At 42.8% G+C, this 25,153-nt stretch carries 19 protein-coding genes; 5 read left to right on the top strand and 14 right to left on the bottom strand.

What is annotated here, in order from left to right; translation table 11 throughout:
• The first annotated feature begins 206 nt into the window (after nt 1-206).
• Nucleotides 207-1,567 (top strand): IS1182 family transposase gene (locus NST85_RS14280; protein ID WP_341188322.1). Its coding sequence is split into 2 segments (ribosomal slippage): nt 207-777 and nt 777-1,567, totalling 1,362 coding nucleotides; the frame shifts between segments, so codons are not numbered across the junction.
• Nucleotides 1,568-1,699: 132 nt separating this feature from the next.
• Here NST85_RS14280 and NST85_RS14275 read toward each other — a convergent pair.
• Together NST85_RS14275 and NST85_RS14270 are read right to left on the bottom strand one after the other, a co-directional pair.
• The gene (locus tag NST85_RS14275) at nt 1,700-2,209 is read right to left on the bottom strand and encodes a hypothetical protein (RefSeq protein WP_127191290.1); all 510 of its coding nucleotides are present in this window, start codon (nt 2,207-2,209) and stop codon (nt 1,700-1,702) included.
• Between the two features lie 245 nt (nt 2,210-2,454).
• A complete protein-coding gene (locus NST85_RS14270) occupies nt 2,455-3,357 on the bottom strand; it encodes an SDR family oxidoreductase (protein ID WP_341189627.1) in 903 nt (300 codons plus the stop codon).
• A 234-nt stretch (nt 3,358-3,591) separates the two neighbouring features.
• Between NST85_RS14270 and NST85_RS14265 the strand changes: the two genes are divergently transcribed.
• The gene (locus NST85_RS14265) at nt 3,592-4,401 is read left to right on the top strand and encodes a hypothetical protein (RefSeq protein WP_170220139.1); all 810 of its coding nucleotides are present in this window, start codon (nt 3,592-3,594) and stop codon (nt 4,399-4,401) included.
• An 87-nt stretch (nt 4,402-4,488) separates the two neighbouring features.
• Here the strand turns inward: NST85_RS14265 and NST85_RS14260 are convergent, their stop codons facing one another.
• Entirely contained in the window at nt 4,489-5,643 is a 1,155-nt protein-coding gene (locus NST85_RS14260) for a D-alanyl-D-alanine carboxypeptidase family protein (RefSeq protein ID WP_127191293.1), read from the bottom strand.
• Nucleotides 5,644-5,965: 322 nt separating this feature from the next.
• On the opposite strand from NST85_RS14260, the gene NST85_RS14255 reads away from it, so the two are divergent.
• Nucleotides 5,966-7,294: an IS3 family transposase gene (locus NST85_RS14255; protein ID WP_341188377.1), complete on the top strand. Its 1,329-nt coding sequence runs from the start codon at nt 5,966-5,968 to the stop codon at nt 7,292-7,294.
• 96 nt (nt 7,295-7,390) lie between these two features.
• Here the strand turns inward: NST85_RS14255 and nhaC are convergent, their stop codons facing one another.
• The 10 genes from nhaC to NST85_RS14205 form a co-directional block, all read right to left on the bottom strand.
• Nucleotides 7,391-8,767: a Na+/H+ antiporter NhaC gene (nhaC, locus tag NST85_RS14250; protein WP_127191294.1), complete on the bottom strand. Its 1,377-nt coding sequence runs from the start codon at nt 8,765-8,767 to the stop codon at nt 7,391-7,393.
• A gap of 290 nt (nt 8,768-9,057) precedes the next feature.
• Nucleotides 9,058-10,281 carry a VWA domain-containing protein gene (locus NST85_RS14245; RefSeq protein WP_127191295.1) on the bottom strand — a complete coding sequence of 408 codons (1,224 nt, stop codon included), beginning with the start codon at nt 10,279-10,281 and terminating at the stop codon, nt 9,058-9,060.
• Nucleotides 10,282-10,284: 3 nt separating this feature from the next.
• Entirely contained in the window at nt 10,285-12,687 is a 2,403-nt protein-coding gene (locus tag NST85_RS14240; protein WP_341191114.1) for a DUF5682 family protein, read from the bottom strand.
• Nucleotides 12,684-13,781, bottom strand: coding sequence for an AAA family ATPase (locus NST85_RS14235; RefSeq protein WP_127191296.1), 1,098 nt, complete (start codon nt 13,779-13,781; stop codon nt 12,684-12,686). Before NST85_RS14235 ends, NST85_RS14240 begins: the two co-directional genes overlap by 4 nt.
• Before the next feature lie 21 nt (nt 13,782-13,802).
• The gene (locus tag NST85_RS14230) at nt 13,803-15,536 is read right to left on the bottom strand and encodes a HEAT repeat domain-containing protein (protein ID WP_341189626.1); all 1,734 of its coding nucleotides are present in this window, start codon (nt 15,534-15,536) and stop codon (nt 13,803-13,805) included.
• Nucleotides 15,537-15,560: 24 nt separating this feature from the next.
• Nucleotides 15,561-17,006 carry an SWIM zinc finger family protein gene (locus NST85_RS14225; RefSeq protein ID WP_341189625.1) on the bottom strand — a complete coding sequence of 482 codons (1,446 nt, stop codon included), beginning with the start codon at nt 17,004-17,006 and terminating at the stop codon, nt 15,561-15,563.
• Between the two features lie 230 nt (nt 17,007-17,236).
• Nucleotides 17,237-18,454, bottom strand: a complete 1,218-nt coding sequence (locus tag NST85_RS14220) for an MFS transporter (RefSeq protein ID WP_127191299.1) — start codon at nt 18,452-18,454, stop codon at nt 17,237-17,239.
• 20 nt (nt 18,455-18,474) lie between these two features.
• Entirely contained in the window at nt 18,475-19,041 is a 567-nt protein-coding gene (locus NST85_RS14215) for a maltose acetyltransferase domain-containing protein (RefSeq protein ID WP_127191300.1), read from the bottom strand.
• A 364-nt stretch (nt 19,042-19,405) separates the two neighbouring features.
• Nucleotides 19,406-19,807, bottom strand: a complete 402-nt coding sequence (locus tag NST85_RS14210) for a CHRD domain-containing protein (protein WP_341191113.1) — start codon at nt 19,805-19,807, stop codon at nt 19,406-19,408.
• Nucleotides 19,808-19,934: 127 nt separating this feature from the next.
• A complete protein-coding gene (locus NST85_RS14205) occupies nt 19,935-20,660 on the bottom strand; it encodes a DUF421 domain-containing protein (RefSeq protein ID WP_127191302.1) in 726 nt (241 codons plus the stop codon).
• Between the two features lie 275 nt (nt 20,661-20,935).
• Between NST85_RS14205 and NST85_RS14200 the strand changes: the two genes are divergently transcribed.
• Together NST85_RS14200 and NST85_RS14195 are read left to right on the top strand one after the other, a co-directional pair.
• Complete coding sequence (locus NST85_RS14200; RefSeq protein ID WP_341189624.1) at nt 20,936-22,267, top strand: metallophosphoesterase; 1,332 nt, start codon at nt 20,936-20,938, stop codon at nt 22,265-22,267.
• A 77-nt stretch (nt 22,268-22,344) separates the two neighbouring features.
• Nucleotides 22,345-23,280, top strand: a complete 936-nt coding sequence (locus NST85_RS14195; RefSeq protein WP_246054000.1) for an alpha/beta hydrolase — start codon at nt 22,345-22,347, stop codon at nt 23,278-23,280.
• Nucleotides 23,281-23,429: 149 nt separating this feature from the next.
• Here NST85_RS14195 and NST85_RS14190 read toward each other — a convergent pair whose 3' ends face one another.
• A complete protein-coding gene (locus NST85_RS14190; protein ID WP_341189623.1) occupies nt 23,430-25,001 on the bottom strand; it encodes an alkaline phosphatase family protein in 1,572 nt (523 codons plus the stop codon).
• Nucleotides 25,002-25,153 lie beyond the last annotated feature (152 nt).

Genomic DNA, 25,153 nt, shown 5'->3' with positions numbered 1-25,153 from the left:
ATGTATACGAAGTCGTCTATTCCTGTCAAGATTATTTTGGTAATCCACATCACATCAATGATGCAAAAAAATAAGAGCTTGTGTTAACAAGCTCTTCAGGCTGTCGAGAAAGTCTCGACAGCTTCTTTATGAATTAATTATTTAAGACGACACCGCGTTAATGTTGTATAATATAGGTAACTATTATAGAACGGATGGTGTTCTGTATGCTACGTTCCAACCGAGAAAAACAACAAGTCTACGAGTTTGTTTCCATAGAAGATTTGGTCCCGCAAGATCATTTGCTGCGCAAAGTAGATAAACATATCGACTTTTCCTTTATTAATGAAAAAGTTCGGCCCTTGTACTGTGCGGATAATGGACGACCCGCGATTGACCCTGTTGTTTTGTTTAAGATGATATTTCTCGGATACTTTTATGGCATTCGTTCCGAACGCCAATTAGAACGTGAAATTCAGACCAATTTAGCTTACCGATGGTTTCTAGGCCTCGGATTAACAGATAAAGTGCCCGACCATACAACTATTAGCTGGAATCGGCGAACTCGGTTTAAAGGTACGAACATTTTTCAGGATATTTTCGATGAGATTGTCTTGCAGGGCATTTCCCACCGGATGGTTGGCGGACGTGTTCTGGTGAGTGACTCTACCCACGTGAAAGCAAATGCGAATAAACACCAGTACACAAAACAGCAAGTGCTGCAAAATACCAAAGATTACGTGGACGAGCTAAACGCCGCCGTTGCAGAAGACCGGAAAGAGCACGGAAAAAAGCCCTAAAACCTAGAGAGGAAGTGACTGAGGACAAAGAAATTAAAGTAAGCAAGACGGATCCGGACAGCGGATATATGATTCGGGATGGCAAACCAGAGGGCTTCTTTTATCTGGACCACCGCACGGTGGATACAAAGTACAATTTTATTACGGACGTGCATGTCACACCGGGAAATGTCCATGATTCTGTTCCCTATTTGTCGCGTTTGGACCGTCAGCGAGAACGTTTTAAATTTGAGGTCGAAGCTGTTGCATTAGATTCAGGTTATTTAACTACGCCAATTTGTCGAGGTTTACAAAGCAGAAATATTTTCGCGGTAATTGCTCACCGAAGATTTCATCCGAAGCAAGGTTTGTTTCCGAAATGGAAATTCACGTTTGATGCAGAGCGAAATATTTACGTCTGCCCTGCAAGCCATGAATTGGGTTACCGAACCACAGATCGCAAGGGTTATCGGCAGTACGCGTCCGATCCAGAGCATTGCAAGAACTGTCCCTTGCTGGACCAATGTACGCAATCCCGAAACCACCGGAAGGTGGTAACCCGACATGTTTGGGAAGACAGCAAGGACTGGGTACGGAATAACCGGCTCAGCAAGTCCGGCAAACAGTTATACCGTAAACGAAAAGAAACGATAGAGCGAAGCTTCGCGGATGCTAAAGAGCTCCATGGGTTTCGCTATTGCCGTTTGCGAGGGCTACCAAACGTCAGAGAACAAGCACTGATGACGGCAGCCGTACAGAATATGAAGAAGATGGCGATCCACCTGGATCGCCTAGAGTACCGGGTTTAAACTCCTAGTTTCCCGATTTTATATCTGCCAAAATAAAAAGAGAAACCCGATGTCATGAAAATGACTGGGTTTCTCGACAAGCTGAAGAGCTTGTGTTAACAAGCTCTTATCGATAAGTGATGTGCGCACTCTTTATTCTAACTTCAATTTTTTAATTGCTTTTTGAAATTGTGGTTCGTATTTCGCAGGTTTATCCATATCAGCATGTGCCCAATAAAATAGCATCACATTTTCTGCTTCATAAATACGAGGAATCATCATGTCATATTTTTCCCTTTGTTTATTAAAATCTTCCAACCCTTTTTTGCGTGCATGTTCTGATTCAAAAACATAAATTGAAACCTGCTCTAATTTAGTTGGGTCTATATTTTCGATAGGATTACCTACTGTAAAGTTATTCGGTTTATTATTGTTCAACAACCAATCATAACCGTCTTCAACGGTTATTAATTCAAGTCCTTCTGCCTGCAAAGCTATTTTGAAGTCTTCCAATGTTATTTTGGCCATACTTGTCAGTTCATTTCCTTCTGTGTATTCCTCCACTACTTCTTTTTGACTGGGTTTGTTTTCAATTGATCCGTTAAAACATCCTGTCAAAGCAATTACCATAACACATGGCAGTAGAATGTATTTTAGTTTCACATATTTTCCTCCTTCTTCCCTCAATGAAATAAACGAGAAATATAGAGATTTTGTTGCTCTAACTTGCAACCAAGGATTCAAGGCGGGACAACAACGTGTACCCTTAAATCAAAAAAAGCCGCTAATATAGCGACTCTTAAGGTCATAACCAGTCAAAGGATCCCTCCAACTAAAAAACCCGTCTTTGTTCAGACGGGTTAGTTCTTATTACAGCGCACGCTTTTTTTATTTAATGATGATACGGTTTAAGGCGTTGGCGTACCACCATTAGCATTAAGGGTTTCCCCACTGATATAACTCGATTCCTGACTGGCCAAGAACACATAAGCCGGAGCCATTTCTACAGGTTGTCCTGGTCGACCAAGCGGCGTATTCTCACCGAAGTGTGCCAACTTCTCTGTTGGTTGTCCACCCGCTACTTGCAGCGGTGTCCATACGGGACCTGGTGCCACAACGTTTACTCGAATCCCCTTGCTCGCAACTTGCTGTGCGAGGGCTTTACTAAAGGTGTTAATTGCCGATTTCGTAGTAGCATAATCTAATAGAATGGGTGATGGTTTATAAGCTTGAATTGAAGAAGTATTAATGATTGAACTGCCCGGCTTCATATGTTGTACCGCAGCCTTACAGAGCCAGAATAGAGAATATACATTGGTCTTGAATGTGGCATCGAATTGTTCGGTTGTTAGATCTGCAATCTCCTCCACGAACTGCTGCTTGCCAGCCACGTTGGCAAGAATATCGATTCCGCCTAGTTTTTCCACCGCAGCCGCAATCAGTTGCTCGCAAAATTGCTCGTCCTTCAGGTCACCAGGAATGGCTATGACTTTCCTGCCCTCTTCTTCGAGTAATTTGACCACCTCTTGAGCATCCGCCTCTTCCTCCGGCAAGTATGACAGTAGCACATCTGCACCTTCACGTGCAAAAGCAATCGCTGTCGCACGGCCAATTCCACTGTCGGCCCCTGTAACCACAGCTTTACGTCCCTTTAATCTTCCAGTTCCGCTGTAGCTTGTCTCCCCTGCATCAGGTACGGGGGACATTTTCTTTTGTAGTCCTGGTTCCGGCTGTTTCTGCTTCCATTCTGCTGTTGCTTTCGGAAATTGTGTTGTTGGATCCTGCATCGAGTATTGGTCTTGATCTCGCATAGTCAATTCCTCCTCTTGGTTCTAAGTTTGTATTCAGTAGTTGTCCAAAAGTAACACTCTTCTCTTTTTGTAACCGAGATCGGGAATATTTAAACGTGCTAGACTAAAAATACGATTATTTCCCTTGTTCTTGGCCTATGATAATGATGAAAGCTACAGCTAGAGAGTGAGGGAAGTGAATTGAGCAAGACTCCGCGAAAGAAAAGGCGTTGGCGTATGAGGGTTTTGATAGGAATGGGCGTAGTACTTGTGTTGATAGTCTCCCTGCAACGCTGGACACTTGCAGCTGAACCGTCCGCCCATTGGACGCCCGATTACACTAAGGTCGATTTATCTACAATTCTAACGAAGGAAGTTCTGAGTGAGAATGACTACGAGATCCTACTCAAGCAATCTGGACTTGGTCGTCCAGTGGTTGACAATCTTCTTGCTACAGGAAATGAGAATACGATTTATCGAATGCAAAATCAATTCTTCACCACTCCTCTACTAGTTCGCGAAAAAAATAGTCCGATATCAAAAGAAGAATTCGTAGTAGACGAAAATGGTAAATATATAGCGGGAACCGAGATGATTGCACTTGAAGATGGAGACATCTTGATCACTCAAAACTCACTCACCTTTGGCTGGCGGAATGGACATGCGGCAATCGTGGTAGATGCGAACAAAGGAAAGACGTTGGAGTCAGCCGTCCTGGGGGAGAATTCCGGTATCCAAACCATTGGGAAATGGGAAAAATACCCGAGTTTTCTTGTCTTTCGCTTAAAAGACAGCTCTGCTGAAGATAGGCGTACAATTGCACAGGAAGCGGTCAAACGGCTCAGTGGCGTACCCTATGGTTTTGGAGCAGGGATATGGACTGCCAAGCACCCTGATAATATGTTAAAGGAAACACATTGTGCTCACCTGGTGTGGGAAGCTTACCGTCAGTTTGGTTACGACTTGGACAGCAATGGTGGCAGGCTTATCACACCAAGAAGTATTGCAGATAGCCCACTCTTAGAGCTTAAACAGGTCTATGGTATGAATCCAGATGAGCTGTAAACACCTATTATGCAGCAAAAAAAACACCCTCTAAGAATCTAGAGGGTGCTGAAATATTATTTGTAGCCATGCTAGCTTTAGCAAATGTTACCTCTTCTCCCTCTTCCTTTTTCTAACAAATAGAAGGATTAGTAACACAGGTATCGCTATGGAAATACTTTTAGCTGCGAGAAAGGATTTGCTCTCCTCGTTCAATGGACCTCTTAGCTTGTCTATTATGTGTTGACTTGTAATTAACGGGATTAATTGTTTGGAATAAACTTGATTATCGTTCGAGTCCATCACTACGAGCTGACCATTATTTTCATTTAATTCAACTTTGAATGATTCGGATTTCTTACTTGTAAAAACTAATTGATCCGGAACCTGAAACCGATCTTGGTATTTCTGAATCAATAAAGGATCTACTGTATACTGATTGGTTTGATAGTTGTTAAATCCATAATCAAAGAGGTTCTCCATATCGCTATAGGCTAACTCTGCTGAACCCGCATTTAAAGTAACCGCGATCCATTCCGAGCCATCCCTCATGGCAGAGGCAACCAATGTATAACCGGACTGAAGAACATAACCATTCTTCACGCCAGTTGTCCCTTCATAACGCCACAAAAGTCGATTGTGATTAAAGATTGTTGTCTCCCATCCCTCGCCTATCCACTCCAGACTCTTGGTACCGACTATAGATCGAAACAATGGATTATTCATCGCGTATTGTGTGATAATCGCCATATCGTAAGCTGTTGTTACATGGTTTACATCGAACAGCCCATGCGGATTTTGAAATGTAGTATTTCGAGTACCTATCTTGTCCCTAATAAATTGATTCATTCGTTCTGCAAATTGCGCTTCACTTCCATCAATATGTTCGGCAATAGCGGTTGCTGCATCGTTGCCTGAATTAATTAGCATGCCTTGTATAAGCTTTAACATTGGAACCTGTTCACCTTCGAGTAAGTACACTCTTGTACCGTCAATATTTCTCGCATTCTTGCTAACGGTTACAATATCTTTTATATTTCCTTCTTCAATCGCGATGATTCCTGTAACAATTTTGGTGATACTTGCGGGATACATCAACTTTTCGCTATCTTGTTCAAATAAAATAGTTCCTGTAGTTCCATCGATCAAAATTACTGATTCACTATTAAGCGGCTGAATCGCCTTGATTTCCATAGCATAAGCCTGCTTTTGGAAACTAAAAATGATGGTCAACATTAATAATAATGCAAAGAATCTTTTCATTTAGCAAATCCTTTTCTTGTTATAGAGTTCAGTTACTATGTATCATTCTCTATTAATGGTTCAGCACATTAATCAATTATCTAATATTTGATCTTACCTAGTACTGCGAATTAACTCAAGGTATATTATCACTGACACAATTTTTTTATCACTTCTATTAATTATGAAGTAAAACAGTTGAACCTATGCAAAAGTCGCTAAATCAAGATAGTGTAAAAAAAGACGTGATGGTTAAACTGGTACCCATAGACTGGACACTTTGAAAAAAAGGTGTCTAGGCTGTGGGTACTTTTGTATACTAGAGTAAGCATGGGGGGATGACATGAGTAAGAAACTTTTTAGTGAAGCAGATCAAATACTTTTACTTAAGAATAACTATGTAAGCAAAATTAGTGAAAGATCAATTACCTTTACAGACGAGTTTAAGCGGTTATTCATAGAAGAGCTTATGATAGGTAAATTGCCAAGAGAGATCTTTGAGTGCCATTGTCTTCCTGTCCATATCATTGGTATGACACGCGTGGAGCAGAGTGCAGATCGATGGAAAAAGGCATATAGCCGGGATGGGATTATCGGGTTATTAGATAACCGAAAGGGTGCTTCTGGTCGTCCTCTTCAAAGAGAACTAACCTCGGAAGAAGTGATTGCGAAACAAGAGGCACGAATCAATCTGCTCGAGTCTCAAATTGAACTGTTAAAAAAGTTAGACAAGAACGAAAGGAGGCTGTTACTCAGCGGAATAAAGCGAAGCATAAGCGTTAAGTTTGAACTCATCAAGAACACGGTAGATAAGGGATTTAGTAGACTGACGGGATATCTATGCGAGCTCCTTCAGGTTTCTCGTTCAGGGTACTACAACTATCTCGCATCCACAAATGCACGTCTAGAACGTGCTAAACGTGATGAAGAAGCCGGAAAACTCGTAAAAAAAGCATTCAACCGTCGTGGATTCAAAAAGGGTGCACGCTCGATTAAGATGGTCTTAAAGCAAGACTTTAAGGTCACTTATAGCTTGAAGCGAATTAGCAGACTTATGAAAAAATTCAATTTGGTATGTCCTCACCGTAAGCCTAACCCGTATAAACGCATTGCTAAAGCCACGAAGGAACACCGGACGCTGCCTAATCTCCTACAACGAGATTTCAGAAAAGAGATTCCTGGACTGGTTCTACTCACCGATATTACTTACCTTCCTTATGGCCGCTCTGAGATGGCCTATTTGTCTACCCTGCTAGATGCATCGACAGGAGAGGTGTTAGCTTATAACCTATCCGATCGGATCACGCTCGACATTGCCACAGATACGGTAGATGGTCTTTTAAAGCAACGAAATGTAAAACTGCATACGGATGCATTCATTCACTCCGATCAAGGAAGTCACTATACCAGCCCAGTCTACCAAAAACTGTTGAGAGATCATGGTCTAGGACAGTCTATGTCTAGACGCGGAAACTGTTGGGATAACGCTCCTCAAGAATCCTTTTTTGGTCACATGAAGGACCATGTGGATCATCGAAGTTGCTCCTCCTTCCTTGAACTTCAACGTCAAGTGAATCGATATATTCGTTATTACAACCATCACAGATATCAGTGGGGAAGACAAAAGATGACTCCTGTACAGTACAGGAATCATCTTTTGTCAGCCTCTTAAACATCAATAGCTCTTTCTTTTTTAAGTGTCCTTGACAAGGGGTACAGTTTAGGTTGTGGAAACCATCACGTCTTTTTTGTATTAAACTCAATTAAATCACTTATCCCTACCTAACGAGTTCCTTTGCAATCTAGGTATCAATGCATAGGCAAACGTAAATAACGGGCTTAACCACAAGAAGGTTGCATAGGGTACATATTCGATTACCGGAACACCAAGTGTAGCTGCGAAAAAAGCACCGCTGACGCCCCATGGAATCAATGGATTAACGAGTGTCCCGCAATCTTCCAGTGTACGAGATAGTGTCTTCGCTGGAATATCTCTACGGGTGTACTCATCCTTGAACATTTGACCAGGCAGAAGGATCGAGAGATATTGCTCTCCTGTCATACCGTTAACCGCAATAGATGATGCACCTGTCATCAGTACAATGCTACTTTTACGCTTCAGTGGTTGAATGACTTTATGGAAGAAGGCTTCGATAACGCCGCAATGCTGTAACAGTCCTCCTAATGATAAAGCGATTAAAATCAGAGATACGGACCACATCATTGATTGCAAGCCACCGCGATTTACGATGGAAGCGACTGTTTCATTGGTGATAGAGCTCTGGTAGCCGCTCTGCATCACGCTGAACCAGACATCCACTGCCGTTTGTTGCTGAATGAAGGCAGTCACTAGAAGTCCAGTGACAATACCAACGATTAGCGTTGGGATAATCGGAACCTTCTTGATGGAGCAGGCAATAACAGCAAGCGGCGAAATCAACGTTAACCAATGAATATGAAATCCATCTTGTAAGGCAAGTTTAATTTGTTGTAATGATGATAAATCGATAGTATCGGTTGTTGGCACGAGCAGGAAAAAGACCGTAGTCACGACAAGCGCCGGAACCGTTGTGTACACCATGTTGCGAATATGTGTGAATAAAGATATACCCGCCACCGCAGGGGCAAAATTCGTTGTATCGGATAATGGTGACATCTTATCACCAAAACAAGCACCACAAACGACCGCTCCTGCAGCCAAGGCCGGAGAAACCCCCGTCGTTAAGGCAATCCCCATGAAGGCGACGCCAATCGTACTGACTGTAGTGAAGGAGCTTCCCGTGAACATAGAGACGACGATCGTGACATATAACGCACTCACCGCAAAATAATGCGGGTTAATATAATCCATACCATAGTATAAAAGCGTCGGCACTGTACCACTCATCATCCACACGGCAATCAGTATACCGATGAGCGAAAGGATGAGAACCGGCATAATGGCCGTTTGAATGCCTTGAATGATGGCGGATTCGAGCTTCTGCCAAGTAAAGCCGAATAGGCGTAATAGCGTGGCTGTGCCAACGGTTGTTGCGAGAAGCGGGAGATGCGGTTCCGCTTTTAAGAGAAAGATAGATACAAATAGAAATGCTAGAATAAAGACAATAAGAATGATGCTTTTTGAGAAACTAAGCTGTCGGTCCATGATCATGAGGCTCCTTATACATTGTTGTAGCTTTTGAAGATTGATTCAAATCCTTATATATCGCTTCGATAATATCTTGTAGGATAGGGTAATCATCTTTTTCGCTTTTATGCTTTTTGGCTTTTGCGCATTGAAGCATAGGTTAATATAAACGATAAATAGGAATAGCGTCAATGTTATGTACATCCAAAGCAGGATTATTCATCCAAATGGACAGTCGTTGTAAATTACATAGCCCGGAAATTCCAAGTGACTCCGATGGAATATTCCGGGCTGTTAAGCTACCTTGTTTATAGGTTTTTCGCTTCGCCTATCCGATTTGCCATCTCATTTAGGTCTAATCCCTTCAATGCTCCTTCAATTAATTCAGGAAGCCGATCTGGCGAGCAACCGAAACATGGAATGCCAAAGGACGCCAACTTCTTAGCTACAGCATCATCGTAACTTGGTATTCCTTGATCTGATAGAGCGAGCAGACAAACTGCCTTCACTCCTGCTTGCTGCAACTCTGCCATTCTGCGTAGCAGTTCAGATCGATTACCTCCCTCGTATAGGTCAGAAACGAGAATGAAAATAGTCTTTTTTGGTTCTGCAATAAACTGTTCACAGTAAGCTACCGATTTGTTAATGTCTGTTCCACCACCAAGCTGTACGCCGAATAACATGTCAACCGGATCCTCGGCACACTGCTCGCTAAGGTCAACGACTTCCGTATCAAATACGATGACTTTAGTGTCTAAAGAAGGCATGCTGGCAAAAATCGAACCCACAATCGATGCATAGATAACAGAATTCGCCATGGAGCCGCTTTGGTCAATATCCAGAATGACGGTCCACTCCTTACTTCTGCGCGCTCGGTCGAAAAAGTAAACCTTTTCCGGTATGAGTAGCTGTCGGTCCATATTATAATGTTTCAAATTTTTACGGATGGTCGTATTCCAGTCGAGTCCAGAAGCTGACGGTAGCGGCGAGTGTTGCCTCCGATTCAATGCCCCCGTTACAGCCCGGCGCATATCATCGGCGAGTCGTTTGGTTATTTCCTCTACCACCGCTTTTACGAGTTGCCGCGCTGTATCTTTTGTCTTCTCAGGAATATGTCCTTTTAATGACATCAATGTCGCCACCATCTGGATATCAGGCTTCACTTGAGACAGTAGTTCAGGTTCGAACAGGAGCTGAGTTAACCCCTTCCGTTCAATGGCATCTGCCTGAATAATAGATACAACATCTGGCGGGAAAAATGACCGGATATCACCGAGCCATTTGGCGAGCTTGGGGGAAGATGCCCCCAAGCTTGCTGACTTTCGGCCCCCGGCGGATCCTGAACCGCTAGAATCCATACCACTTAACCCAGATGTTCCATCATAAATAGCTGCCAGCGCTTCATCCATTAACCTTGATTCCTCATCGAGCAGAGGGCCGATAGTTGTTCCATAGGATTGTAGCTTCGGCTCAGCATCTGCCCCAAGAATCAACCTCCATCTTTTTACCTGCTCCTCATGATTCATCGTCATAACTTACAAATCCCCAAAATCGAAATCATTGAGTTCATCGATTTTCTCCTTTTCTTCCTCACTAAGCGGCTGCTGAAGCAATTCCCCTGTCTCCAACGCTCCGCTTCCCCACAGATCGCCCATCAGTTCTGCTATAGATGCCTTTTCCCTTGGCTCAAAAGTGCTGAATGCCCTGCGTAAAAACACCAAGGAACGTTGAAATTGATCATGCTCAAGTGAATGAATATACTCATCGAGCTGCTTCCACAGAAAGATACGGGATAGTAAAGCATATCGGTTTCTCAAAGCCAAGCCTTCAAACCAGCCTGCACCAAGATCAGCAGGAATACCAGGAGATAGCCGCCTAGATACCTCTTGTGCACATTGGTTCTCTGACACTTCATTTCGTTCGAGCAATATGGCGAAAGCATAACCCGACATCCTAGCGTTCCGGTCATCACGCGAGGATAGTTCTTCTAGTTTCTGACGCCATAATTGATCGTCAACCACCTCAAAATGCTCTTGAGCAATCGTATGCAATGCATTTATTGCACTTATATTGTTCTTAGCCGCTTCTTCACTGCATAATGCAGTGTCCACTAGCAACAGTGCTCCGCGTAGAAATAATTGCTGAAGAAGCGGGATCAATGTCCCCGTCTCAATGAGGCGTATCGAGCCGTATTGAATCAATACGGACAGCTCATAAGCTGAAGTGGCTATCTCGGAGAAATTACCCACATCGACAGCCAGTCGCTGCAGCGTCATTCTAGCCTCCTCCATGATGGAAGATAGGTCGCAATCGCAAGCGATACGGATAATTTGTGATGCTTCCACTATACTGGTGCACTCAAGCAATTTTTCATGTAGTACAAAGGCAGCCGCTAACTCGACGGTCTCCCCTTTTAATGTGGATTCCACCGTCTGAATTTCAGCCTCCGGAGTCCACTGGAGCACCCATTGTTCTGCCCACGTGGCGGAATCTTGTCGGCTTCTTTGTTTCCTGGCAAAACTGATACCCATAAGCTCAAGCCGATGAAGTAATACAGAACGGTTCAAGTCAAGGAACGCCGCGTTATCTGACTTGACCCGATGATTCTCACGCAGATCAAGTGCGAGGTCAGTGGCAACCACTGATTTGTACTTCTCCAACTTGAGCCGTTTCAATTCACGCTTTAAGTCATCCTGGACCGGTGTCTGACTTACGCCATCTGGAAGACTACCAATTACTGTACCTATATCGGTCCGGGCCAAAGCCTCAGCGACAGTGGACAGCTCGCCGTTACCGAGACTTATCATCACCGCATCCCGCAGGTCCTTCCACGTTGGAAACCTACCGTTATGCAGCGAGGCAAGCGCCTCAGCTAGCCTAACCCCCTCAATAACCGACGCGGTTGAACGATACGTTCCATGCTTACGCATATGAGTGACTACATGAGTGAGATATAGCGAAGACAGCTTGTTAAGTTCATTACGCTGCAGACATCTCCAGAACAGTTCATAATAGGCGGGCGCATGATTTCCCGCCCCATAACCTGACTGTGTTGACAGCTTGTAATAGGAGTATGGCATGAGTGTAATTTTGGTAGCACTCCGCGGAAGGTTTGCCAACTGCGCGTCGCTCATGGAAGGCAAATCCGCCCGCAAAGCGGATACATGATGTGCTCCTGTCACAACAACGACTTTATCCGGATCATGTCCAGCATCCAGAACCTCATTGATTCCGCGACGCATATAGGCTTCACGAATTTCGTTATACGCAGCTTCCGCTGGTGCAAGTTCCCATTCATGTTGTTCCGTCATTTCCCTCATTTGTGCGGAATAATGATGTATCGCCTCACGATAAGTCTCCCCGCCCGTTTCATGTTCGAAATAACGTTCCCAATATGACTCATAATCCGACTCCCCCGCAAGAGCGGCGATTTGCTCATACAGGTCATGCTGCCTTCTCGCATAGCTACGGATGTCGCCACCTGCCGGGAGGACCTCTTCTTCTCCGTTGTTAGCATTGTGTACAGAGTCATTGTCTATGTCATTTTCGTCTTCATTACCTGGATCATTGTTTGAACTACCGTTTAATCCCTCTCTTCGCATTTCATACAAAGACAGCGAAATATCTGAAGGTAAATCGATAAACTCAGCATGGACACCGTTCTGTTCTGACCAAAGGAAAGCCTGATACTCAGGGGAATATACCGCATAGGGATACAAAAGTGTCCGTACCGGCAACTGATCCGTATAAGCCAAAAGGGCAACAGGAGGTACCACATTGCGGGCAACCAACTGTGAAATATATTCGCTGGCATCTCCCGGACCTTCCACAAGAACGGCGGTCGGCTTCTTCTCTGCTAGAAAAGCGCGTAAATGATAAGCGCCAGCAGGAGATAAGTGCCGGATCCCGAAAACATGGAATGGCTGCCGGTCGTTCATCCGTTCATCTCCGAACAAGCGTTGTACAGGCTCCGCCATGACGATCCTCGCTTCTTCATCACATTGTCCAAATATTCTTTCCATACAAGACGGTCCTTCTCTTCATCTTTCACGATGGCTCCCTGCAGTCCTGCAGCGATATCTTCCTCCTGGATGGTCCCGCTGCCAAAACTGGCTGCCAGCGCCATACTTCCGGTCAACAGTGAAATGGCTTCTGCCGTTGAAATAACACTGCTTGTCGGTTTCACCTTTTCCTTGCCATCCATCGTCATACCACTGCGAAGTTCACGGAAAATAGTGACAACCTTACGCACTACCTCATCTTCAGGCATGGATGCTGTCAAAGCGTAATTCGCTGATATTTCACTCACACGCTTGCGTACGATATCAATCTCAGTTTCAATATCCGCTGGCGCTGGCAGTACGATAATGTTGAACCGCCGTTTGAGCGCTGCAGACATTTCGTTCACCCCACGGTCGCGTGTATTCGCCGTGGCAATGATCGAAAATCCCCGTGCTGCTGGCACCTCAAGGCCAAGTTCGGGAATAGACACCGTCTTCTCAGATAAAATGGAAATGAGTGCATCTTGCACTTCAGACGCGCAGCGAGAAATTTCTTCAAACCGGGCAATCCCTCCGGTTTCCATTGCGCGAAAAATAGGACTCTTGATCAGAGCCTGATCCGATGGACCCTGCGCTAGCAACATGGCATAATTCCAGGAATATCGGATCTGCTCTTCCGTTGTACCGGCCGTACCTTGGATGACCTTAGAAGAATCGCCATGAATGGCGGCTGTTAGATTCTCAGACAGCCACGATTTGGCTGTTCCTGGCTCACCAATGAGCAATAAAGCCCTATCAGTTAGTAGCGTGGCTATCGCTATCTCAACCAGTCTTTTATTTCCTATATATTTAGGTGTTATTTCCTTATCTCCCGCCTTACCTCCGGTTATGTAAGTAAGAACAGCCTTAGGTGAAAGCTGCCAACCCGCAGGCTTTGGGTCCTTATCCGTTTTTTTCAACGCTTCTAGTTCCTCACTGTACAATTTTTCCGAAGGAAGCCTTAACACATTCTGATCATTATCCCTTGTCATCTTCCGCGTTCCTCTCCCTACTCAATTAAGATTGTTTGCTACTACACGATCCGCGATATCCAACACCTGTTGTTTGACACTCTCGTACCTAATTGTTTCAGCGAACTGTCGCAGTCTATCCGCATAGACGGGAGGTAGTTGAGATAGAAGCGCTGTCTGAGCACGGTTTAAGTAATAAAAGTGACTCGTTTTATCTCGCTCCAAAATATCCATCACCATTTCTGGTACATGATCATCACTGAGTTTGAAGAGCGCCAGCAGCATATCGACCGTAACATAATCCTGGAATTTCGGATGAGCAGCACACTGCTTGGAAAGATACGAGATGACTGCAGCATCGGAATGAAATGCGAACCGGGTGACAAGCTCTTTCTCATCCAGTTTTATCAATAAATGAACCCATCTTGGGTCCCATGTTTCTTTGGAAGAATTACCGCTCATCTGATCCGTGATATCTGCCGTAATCATCCCCAGCGTTCGCAGTAGTTCCTTCGCAGCCGAAGTTCGTTTATTGTGTAACTCGGGAGCGTACCTCTCGTATACCTCTTCCGGTGGAAGACTGTATACCGCTGCACGGAAGCTATAACCAATAAATCTGCGGTTATATGCCTGCTGCAGCCCAGCGGTGAATGCATAAGCCTCCGAATGGCCGAGATTCAAGAGCATTTGCACAGCCACTTCTTGTAATCGATCCAGCTCAGCTGTTCTCTCAGCGGGAACGGATAGGATCTTCTGCAGCAGGTCAAACAGTTCGTTCGATGAAGACTCTTCCATACTTGTCATGTATGAAATGAGGCGTTGTTCTGGCTCGTCTTTCTCCGTGCCTGCAAGAACTCCATCAAGCACATCTTCAGTATGACGGATGACACGATGGATCAAGTTATCCGATCCGCACAGCCGGATCGGCTCAGCTGCCAATTCATGATCCTTGGATGTCAAAGCTTCGAACAGACAGTCCTGTGCTTTATCCGAACCAAGCTTGGATAAAGCGTTCAAAGCAGCTCGCCGAATTTCTTTCTTCTTATCACCGGCCTGGTCTAGCAAGAACTGTTCCTGTTCCGGATATTCTCCCAGTATCTCAATACCGGCGGTACGAACTTCGACAGATCCTATAGTCGCAGCTTGGAGATACAGATCAATTTCAATTTTTCCCTCTATATTGTGAATTAACTGAAGTCTGCGAGCGTGTCCTTTGCCTCCTTGCAACTGAAACTGCTGTTTCAGCATAGGAAGAGCATCGGTTCCATACTGGGAAATCACTTTGTGAAAAAGAAACTCTGGAATTTCTGCGTAACTGTCATCCAGAGCAGTTACTGCCGCGGAAATCACACGGAAGTCGTGGAACAATCCTTCATTATATGCTTGGTGGATCTGCTCCAGTCTGCCTTGACCCTTTTGTGTTAATGCTTCGATCAAAGGAGCAATCTTCCGGTAAGGAAAAGAGGTATCCGCTTTGATGTTCGTACCAACCAAAGGAGATACTTCTCCAGCACCTTCTGTCTTACCCTGTGTGTATAGAACGGAATGCAGTAGCGTACCTAGTTCCAGCAGCTTTGATGCTGCATCCGTTCTTTCCGACGTTATAAGCTCATTTACAGCTTGTGCAAATCTATTGAATATGGGAGCGTTTTCTCCCAATTTCTCCAGCTGTGGTACTATTTTAGCGAGTCTCAAATCTCCTTCCGCCATACCACTTCCCGCAATGTACAGCCGGCGCAGCTCATGCTGCAGTTCAAACAGTATATTTATGCTCATAAACATGTCTCCTAATCTTGTTAATCAGTACAACAAACGAATTATATTATCACTTGTAATGATGCTTAACGGCTGAGCCAATAATTGATTACGTTCCAAGTCATGCTCAAACATCACCAACATTGCGTGATTACTAACATACTGTTGGTTTATCCACGATAGTAAGGGTGTTGTCGGATGATTCAGCCACGATATATCTGCAAGTCGTAGCTGCTTACCCTGTTTATCTACAAGCAGGAATCCTGCCTCATCGAATGCTATATCCGCATATTCTAAAAGCAAAACCGGATGTTTATCAGCGAGCGGGGTTTTGATCTGATTTTTAACCTGTTTGACCGCCTCGGGGATAGATTTACATGCATGCGATCGCATTCTATCATAATCCAGCTCCTCTGGCTGCTGGATCGTCGCATCTTCCCAACGCACGCGGGGATTCAAATCTCCAGGATAGATGAAGAGTTCTTTGACTTTTAGCACATCATAGAAGGAGTCTTCCTCCCGGATAAATTTAGATGTACGGTAAGGTCGGAATGTGCGTGTCATGCGAAGGTTACCGGTTAGAAGCTCCATCCAACATCCTTCGTCGACATACTCACCCCGGGCTTCATCCGTATAAGAGCGGAAGAACAACTGCCGAAGTTCGGCATCTGCTTGAACCCGGCCACACTCTCGTAACTCTACCAATTGCCAGGCGTGCCCGATCCATTCTTCGAGTGTGGAGTCAGTATCCATCATTACCTCTGGATCTGGATTATCTATTTTGCTCTGTAGGTAGTCCTTGCTTTTCTTCACAAGTGAATAAAGGATATTCAAATGTTCCATCGCAAGAGAATAGGTTGTTTCTCTGTCAACGTCGGACTTTAGCAGCAAGAGCATTTCTCGTAATGCTGTCTGTGCACCAGGGATATAATAGTTACCCAGTTGCTTCGCCTGCTCTTCCAACGTTTGAATCATCTTTTTGTCAATGCTGCCGAGTCCAGACTGGATAAGCTTTAGAATCAGTTTCTCCAATATGCCGATTCCTTCTAGTTGAGCAGTTACTTTTTTCACCAAAGCTGCTTTATTCGGTTTACGTTTCTTTACATTTACATTGTCCCCGCTAACCGCTTCTTTTTTCTTCTCTTCACGCTTCTCGGCGTTCTCCCTTTTGTCCACAATATCTTGAGGAATGTCTGTGGTTTCAAACGGTTTGCCCATTGTATAGGCATACATTAATCCTAAATTGTGTTTGCAGGGAAACTGCCGACTAGGACAAGAACAACGGAATACCGGGGCATCTGCTTTAATGAAGTCAACGGAACAGATATATGGAGTACTTCCACTCCCTTTACACTCGCCAAACATAAAGGTCTGATCAGGGGAGCTGCATAACTTGGACAATTTGTCCTTCTTGACTAAATCCTTACCATTCTTAATTGCATTGCTATTCAGTGCCAGACTGTCTACATAGGACTCTGTTATTTGATTCATCTTCTACCTCTCACTTATAGTTTTGATAAGAATTAACTTCCACATTTATTTGCAATTACCTCTTAAAATACGAAAAACCGACAAGAAATAGAACACGCGTATCTAAATAAAACGGTTATTTTAACCTGTTAAAAACGAAAAAAGCCCGTATTTCGGGGTTACCAACGGTAACCGTAAAATACGGCCTTGAAATCAAATTAATGCTAATAGAATGCGTTGATATCATTAGGTTATCCTTTTAAAACCCTTTTCTTCAAAATTCGGTTCACTCTCTCTGAACTTAAAATCATACATAGAAGGAAAATAAGTACGATAATCGGAAATACACGAATACTGATTTGTGAAGCTAACATCCCAAAAATGGGAGGAAGAAATGTCGTTCCTGTGTAAGCCAATGCCATTTGATATCCCATCAACTTGGCGGAATTTTCTCTACCAAACCGAGTTGGAGTTTCATGAAGAAGTCCAGGATAGATTGGCGCAAGTCCTAAACCAATAAGAATTAATCCGGCTAATGAAAACGGGATGGGTAACGGAAGAACCAAAATGACTCCACCCAGTATAGCCGTAAGCTGACCGATCAGGATTAGGACACGATTTCTTATTTTAAGAGTCACGAAGCCAGTAACTAGCCTGCCTATCGTAATTCCACCGTAGTATAAGGATATCCACACGGCAGCGGTTCCAGCTGTTATGTCTCTTGCCCCTACCAAATAGCTAGCTCCCCACAATCCTACCGTAGCCTCTACACCACAATAAAATAAAAATGCAACTAGCGAGTGTTTAACACCTTTAATCTTTAGCACTTTTTGCGCGGGTTTCTTCCCATCCTCTACAGAAATACTATCCATTTGGTTGTCGTCCGGTTTGGTTTGAGTTAAGTCGGCTTCTCTTATTGAAGCAACACGTTTCCATAAGGGTAGTGTAATAAACAATATAATAACAAGTCCGAACTGGATCAACGCTACGGTAGCGTAACCGCTTCTCCAAGAGTTCTGGTCTGCAATATAATAAGACATAATAATGGGTCCTGCTGTTGCACCAACACCCCAAAAACAATGCAACCAATTCATATGATGTGCCTTATAATGCTCTGCCACATAATTATTGAGTGTTGCATCAACAGCACCCGCTCCAAGACCAAGCGGAATGGCAAAGATAATAAGCCATACTAATGAAGGTGCAAACGAATATCCAAGTAATGCACCTGCGGTCAAGCAGCAGCTAATGAGCGTAATCTTGCCTGCTCCTATTTTGTGAGTGATACTTCCACTTGCCAGACTGGATACGATAGTGCCTCCAGCAACGACCATAGACAAGATTCCGGCTGATCCAAAAGAAGCTCCAATTTCAGGCCACATTACTGGCCAAGCCGAGCCAAGTAGAGAATCCGGAAGCCCTAGACTAATAAACGCTAGATATATAATAATAAGAAACCAAGTTGCCATAACCTCTTCTTTTCCTCCTCTTAAAGTTCGATAGCTCTAATTATTTGCGCCGGATTTCCACCAACAATCATATTATCTGGAACATCCTTGGTCACAACCGCTCCTGAAGCAATAACAACATTGTCTCCAATGGTGACCCCTGGATTAATCACTGCTCTCCCACCAATCCATACGTTATTTCCAATGGTTACGGGTTTGCCATACTCAGGCCCAGCTATACGTTCGAAAGGATTCAGCGGATGTGTAGCCGTGTAGATATGTACACCAGGAGCCAACATACAATTATCTCCAATACGCACTTCGCATACATCCAGGATTGTACAGTCATAGTTAGCAAAGAATTTATCTCCAACATGGATGTTGTACCCATAATCACAACGAAAATTTGGCTCCACGCTCAGGAATTCACCCGTCGATCCGAAAAGTTCCTTTAATATTTTGATTCGAAGCTCACTTTCTTCTTCTGTAGTTTGGTTATACAAACGTGTCAATTTTCTTGCGTGTTTATTTTCCTGCGACAATTGTGGATCTGAGGCTAAATACAACTCTCCATCCAACATTTTTTGTTTTTCTGATTTTGTAGTCATGGTTGTATGTCCTTCCTCTTTACTTATTAAATTGATTTAATAAGTGTCATTATAAATCATCATTTTACTCTTGTCTAATCAATTTATTCTATTCCGGATCCCTCATACTATTGGCCTAATTTTACTTGGCGCGGCGGAGATACGGAATTTATCTTATATAGTGATTTCAATGTTATCGATATAGGTGGATACACGAATTTGATCATCGAGCCTAAAAATAAAGAAGCTGATGCCGGTTGATTACCAGTGTCAGCTTCTTTATTTAGATTATTTTATGTCAACATTTTATGACCCAATTTTCTTTCTATCGTAACCCAATCCGTAAATGGGGTATAATGTCCTCTTTTGTATCGATATCTTTCAATTATTTGACGATTTGTCCCCGAATTTCACCGTCCGGATGCTGCACGGTATGCACGTTGACGTAAGTGTTGCCTCTTTCGATCTCCCGGACTAAATCAAGGATAGTTTTTCCTTGTAGAGGACCAACCAGATCGCTTTTGTTCAGGACCCCCCTCACAACGCCACGTTTTACTGAAATGCCGAATTTACTCGGTCCGAACAAAAAAGCGACAACGGGACCGTTTTTCCCCCTACGTCCAAGATGGATATGAGTTTGAGTAATCTGATTGATATTATTGACGACAAATTGGAATCTTAGTTGAGTGCCGTTAGCACTTAGCTTAAAAACCGCATTCCCCGTTGCAATAGTTTTCACAGGTGGTACCTCGTTGCGTCCATTTAAGAAAGCTCTAAAGGTTCTGATAAGTTTTCACTCCTCTCTTTTACGATACTCTAATGTATTCGGAATAGAGAGGTCGGATTGTATATTAGCCTTTGTTTCTTAGAAGTATTTGAATAGCATGAGATTCTCAATAGATTTTAAGCTTTAATCAAAACGGAGCTCCCCTTCTCTTCGTTTGTTTTAAATAGATCCGTACGTTTTCATTTTCGTTAACTGTTGCTAACATCACATCGCTGATATCCGCGTTTGTGCGTGCTAATTTGATATTAAGCCATTCAAGATCTTTTCCAATTTCCCGAAGAAGAGACATATCGATTATTCCATCTATGATGATCGGCCTTGAGATAGAAAATGGTTGGGTTTTTAATTTCATATCTGCCGGAGTAACCGGTTGGTATTGAGTATCCATGAACACGGATATTGTTCCACCTGGCTCCCAAACTGCAAGGGATACCTTTTGTATGTCCTCTACTTTTTCCTTTCTAAGCTCAGAGAATAAAAAATCAATAGATATCCTTGCTTTAGATAGGTTATCAAACTGAATGAGTCCGTTTTTGATGAGAGTAATAGGTAATGGATCAAGATATCGTTTGAAAATTGGAATTTTCAGACTCAACCACGTCGCTGTTACATATAACACGATTAGTACAATGGTAGTGATCATGGATCCTTTTAATCCTAATTCCTCATCGGAAAGAGGGTGAGCTATAATATTTCCAAGGGTCAACGCTATAATGAAGTCGAGAAACCTTAATTGAGAAATGGAACGCTGCCCCATCAGTTTAGCTACAAGGAGTAAAAAGACAAAACCAACAATGCCTCTTAAGATCCATTCCATGTTTGTTAACGATTCTTTACTTTCGAAAAAATCCAATCTTTTCAACCCTTCCCCAAAAATCCAAAAGTTATAAAATAGGATTCCCTCTTATTCCAAACTCTATTCACAATCCCCCTTTAGTTACTAGCTTAAAAGTCTTCTGAATACTTGTTCGATCATATTGATAGCGGTTTAGAGACTTAGTATCTCTTTTATTATGGTACGATTCTCTCCTATGGATTATAATGTGTTATCTGATGTAACTAGTTAGATTACAAGTGATATAATGGTACATAAGTAATGCTAAAGACATACTTTTTTTGGAGGTCATTATGAAAGTGAAATTTATAACAACCATGTTATTATCCCTCTCTTTTCTTGCTATAACTGGTTGCAACAACGATAGGAACCCAGCTGATTTAACGCAGTCCAAAGGATCGCGGGAATTAGATCTATTTGTAGCGACAGACCTCCACTATTTGAACCCTGACCTGCACGATAATGGGCAAGCCTTTCAGGACTATATTAAGAATGGAGATTCCAAATTACTCAATTATTCAGATCAATTGGCCGATTCCTTTGTAAATGATGTCATCCATGCGAAGCCAGATGTCGTCATTCTCATCGGCGATTTAACAAACAATGGTGAAAAGAAGAGTCATCTTGAGTTAGCAAATAAACTTAAACGAATTGAAGACGCAGGAACAAGCGTATATGTCATTCCAGGCAATCATGATATTTTGAATCCGTGGGCACGGAGTTTTAAAACAGATGGTCAGTACGTAACAGACTATATAACCCCTAAGGAATTCACATCCATTTACGAAAACTTTGGGTATGAGGAAGCGATATCCAGAGATCCTGATTCACTTAGCTATATCGCGCAAATATCTGATGATTTATGGCTGTTAATGCTGGATACTAGCAAATATGACAACAACGTGATCATGAAAATCCCCCAAACAGACGGCGAAGTTTCCAAGGAAACGCTGGCGTGGATTGAAACAAACAGCCAACTAGCAAAGGATAAAAATGCTAATATAATCACCGTCATGCACCATAACTTGATTGATCATAGTGACATTTCAAGTGCAGGGTTCACATTAAATAATGCCGATGAGGTACTTGATGTCCTTGTAAAGTCTAATCTATCTCTAGTGTTATCAGGTCATATTCACATCCAGGATATTCAGTCTGAGCAGAATGTCTATGATATCGCTACAAGCGCCTTTACTGTTTATCCACACCAGTATGGGGTCCTTCATTACTCCCCTGACGAGGCGGCTGTAGAGTATCAGACAAAACAAGTAGATGTGGAAAAATGGAGTACGGAAGTAGGAATTAATAATCAGGATTTACTCCACTTTAACTCGTACGCCAAAGATTTCTTTTATGAAGATTCCTATAGAAAAGCATATAAAGCTCTAGGTGACCAAGGGTATACTGAAGCTGAGAAAACAGAAATGGCCAAATCCATGGCAGAGCTGAATCTATTATATTTCTCGGGTAACGCGAGTAAAATTGGAGAATCAATCAAAAATTCAGAGGGTGTAGAACTATGGAAAAAAGCAAATTCACAGTTCCTGAAAAGTTATGTGCTAAGTATGCTTAATAGTGACAAAGAGAACACGCAGCTTAAGTTATCGCTTGACCCTTCTAATTAGAATCTAGTAACTTTTATTGTTACTCTATGTGGAATTTGTTACTATATAATGATTGAATTCATACTATTAATCAAAGGGTGTTCATCATAATTATTTCAATAATTGTACTGTTACTAATCATTATTGGGTCAGCCAGCTTTTACTTCTATCATGTAGCTATTGCTAGTGCGGATAAGGCTTTCCTAGATGGCAATCCAGATCTAGCAGCTGGTTCGGATGTAGGGCAACCACTAGAAGACACTAGTGCATGGTGGACTGAACAAGCTTTTGAAGATTGGAGCATAACATCGGGTGATGGGCTTCAGCTTCATGCGTATTATCTGGAAGCTAAGCAGCCGACAGATCGGACCGTCATACTTGCCCACGGATACTCTGGGCTACCTGAACAAATGAGCGGATATACTAAAATGTACCGAGATGTGCTAGGTTATAACGTACTTCTTCCAGACGCCCGCGGACATGGGAAAAGCGAAGGAAATTATATCGGATTCGGTTGGCCAGAACGTAAGGATTACGTCAAATGGATCAATAAAGTCATCGAACATACAGGTAACGATTCACAAATCGTACTTCATGGCGTGTCCATGGGAGGAGCGACAGTCATGATGACTAGTGGTGAAAACCTCCCTCCCAACGTTAAGGCGATTGTCGAAGATTGCGGTTATACTTCAGTTACAGATGAACTAAGCTACCAATTGAAACGTATGTATCATCTACCATCGTTCCCGATCGTTCAATTAACCAGTTTATTAACCAAAATTCGGGCGGGTTATACCTTTAACGAAGCTTCTGCCCTTGATCAAATCAAAAAATCTAAAACACCGATCCTATTCATACATGGCGACTCCGATCTATTCGTCCCATCCGAAATGGTGTATACACTATATGAGAACGGTCCAACGGACAAGAAGTTATTTGTCGTACCAGGAGCAGGCCACGGCAAGGCCAGACGAGTTGACCCCGTAGGCTATGATCGTGAAGTAACCCAATTTATAGGAAACTATGTGAAGTAGATCTAGAAGTTAAGGAACTGTGCTGAGTGGAAATTAACAGCACAGTTCCTTTTGTAGTTTAAACCTTAATATACTTACTGCTTCGCTCTTTCCGTGAGCATTTTAACGAGCTCTGCTTCAGCCCAAGTCCGAAACAATGTCATTAATCGCTATTTAGTTAGAAGCTTAAGCAGAAATGATTTTAAATCAATGATCCGCAAGTATTGCGGCTTTTGATCAGTTCCACTAACGATAAGGGGAATCAGCGATTCCGATTGTCCTAGAGATCCATGACCCCCACCTCCTTTGTGTGTTGGTGAGTTTCTGTCTGCCAGTTCATAACCAGGCTTTGCGGTGACAACTAAAAACTCTCCGGGGTGAGAATGTAAAGCTCCGGATAACCGTTGCAATACATCAGGGTACTGACCATAGTTCAATGTATGATGCTGAGAGTCTATTTTCAAATCCAACACCTCTGCATCTTGTTCGATCACCCATTTTTGTTGATAAGGATCGATCAGCTTTCCATTGGTTTTAAATCTGATTTCTTTGGAGGTTTTACCTTGAATGGCGTAAATCCACTCCTGTTCTTTCCATGCAATGAAATCGATGCGAGGTTCTTCTTTTAATAAATACGCAATGTCTTTTAGCTTATCCGCTTTAAGTTTATAGACATAAGCCATGGTTTCATTGACGGCGAGAACGATTTCCGTTTCGTCTGTTATTGATTCGCCCTGACGCAACAATTTATAGTCGTTGAATAAGGAAGGCAAATCGATAACCGGGTTATCTCGGGCAGGCAAGATTTGTGTCATTCCACTATCTCCAACGATAATAAAAATCGCTTGGTTCAAAGCCTCTTCCGGGGAGCCAAAACTTTGTAATAAAGATTGAAGTTGTCTATCTAATTCCTTCATTCCATTTTGATTTGAAGGGCCATTTTTATGAATTTTTTGATCTAAATCAGGTAGATAAACATATAAAAAATCGGGTAACTTGTTTTCTTTCACCAAATAATTGACAGTTGATATAGAAAATTGATTATTTAAACCCATACGGTCGGTTAAACCGTCAGGCAACTTTTTTATACCTTCTAGCGGATCGGATAATGAACCCAGCGCTAAATAATCTGGTCCTTTTACAGGAATCGTTTTTGGTAAAGAAGTAGGAACTTGTATCCAGGGTGGAATGGTTAAAGTATGATCTACGGTACCCCGATAAATCAAACCGTTAATACTACCGGATTTCATCCCGCGTCGGGCCAAGTCCTCGTAGATGGTGGGAAGTTGTTGGTTTAAGTGACTGCCGTTCAAGTTGACTAACGCATCAAACAATACCGGGTCTACTCCATGTTTGATGACCTCCATCGGTCCAGTTCCATAATTGATGAGTTTCTTTTCTTTTGTCGAATACCATGTCAAACCAGGCACACGATGACCATCCGGATATCTTCCCGTTAGTAGAGAACTATCAATCGTCACGGACATGGTAGGAAAAGAACTGACCATATCCTTAGAATATTGGCCATGTTCGATCAGAAACTGTATGGTAGGAAGTTCTTTTTGCGCTATACCTTTATCAATAGCTTGAGCCATTAAAGAATCGACCACAAGTAAGATGACTTTCTTTTTATCTTCACCGTTTATGGATTTTACTCTAACTAAATCTTGTTCTTTATGTGTTACTTCCTGTCTTTGGCATCCAAATACCACAATCAGTATCATCAGCAGAAACAGACCCATTTTTTTCGTATGAATGAAGATCACCAACCTAATCCATAAAGTGCTTAATATGTATATGCTGTTCCATTATCCACTTTTTATACAGAAATATCATTGAATAACGAGGAGTACATTAGTATTACAACAACGAACGCTTTCAACAATAATTAATC

The organism is Paenibacillus sp. FSL K6-2524 (assembly GCF_038005525.1).
GTDB lineage: Bacteria > Bacillota > Bacilli > Paenibacillales > Paenibacillaceae > Fontibacillus > Fontibacillus anaericanus.
Note: the sequence above shows the minus strand (reverse complement) of the source record. Positions and strands in the feature narration are given on the sequence as shown.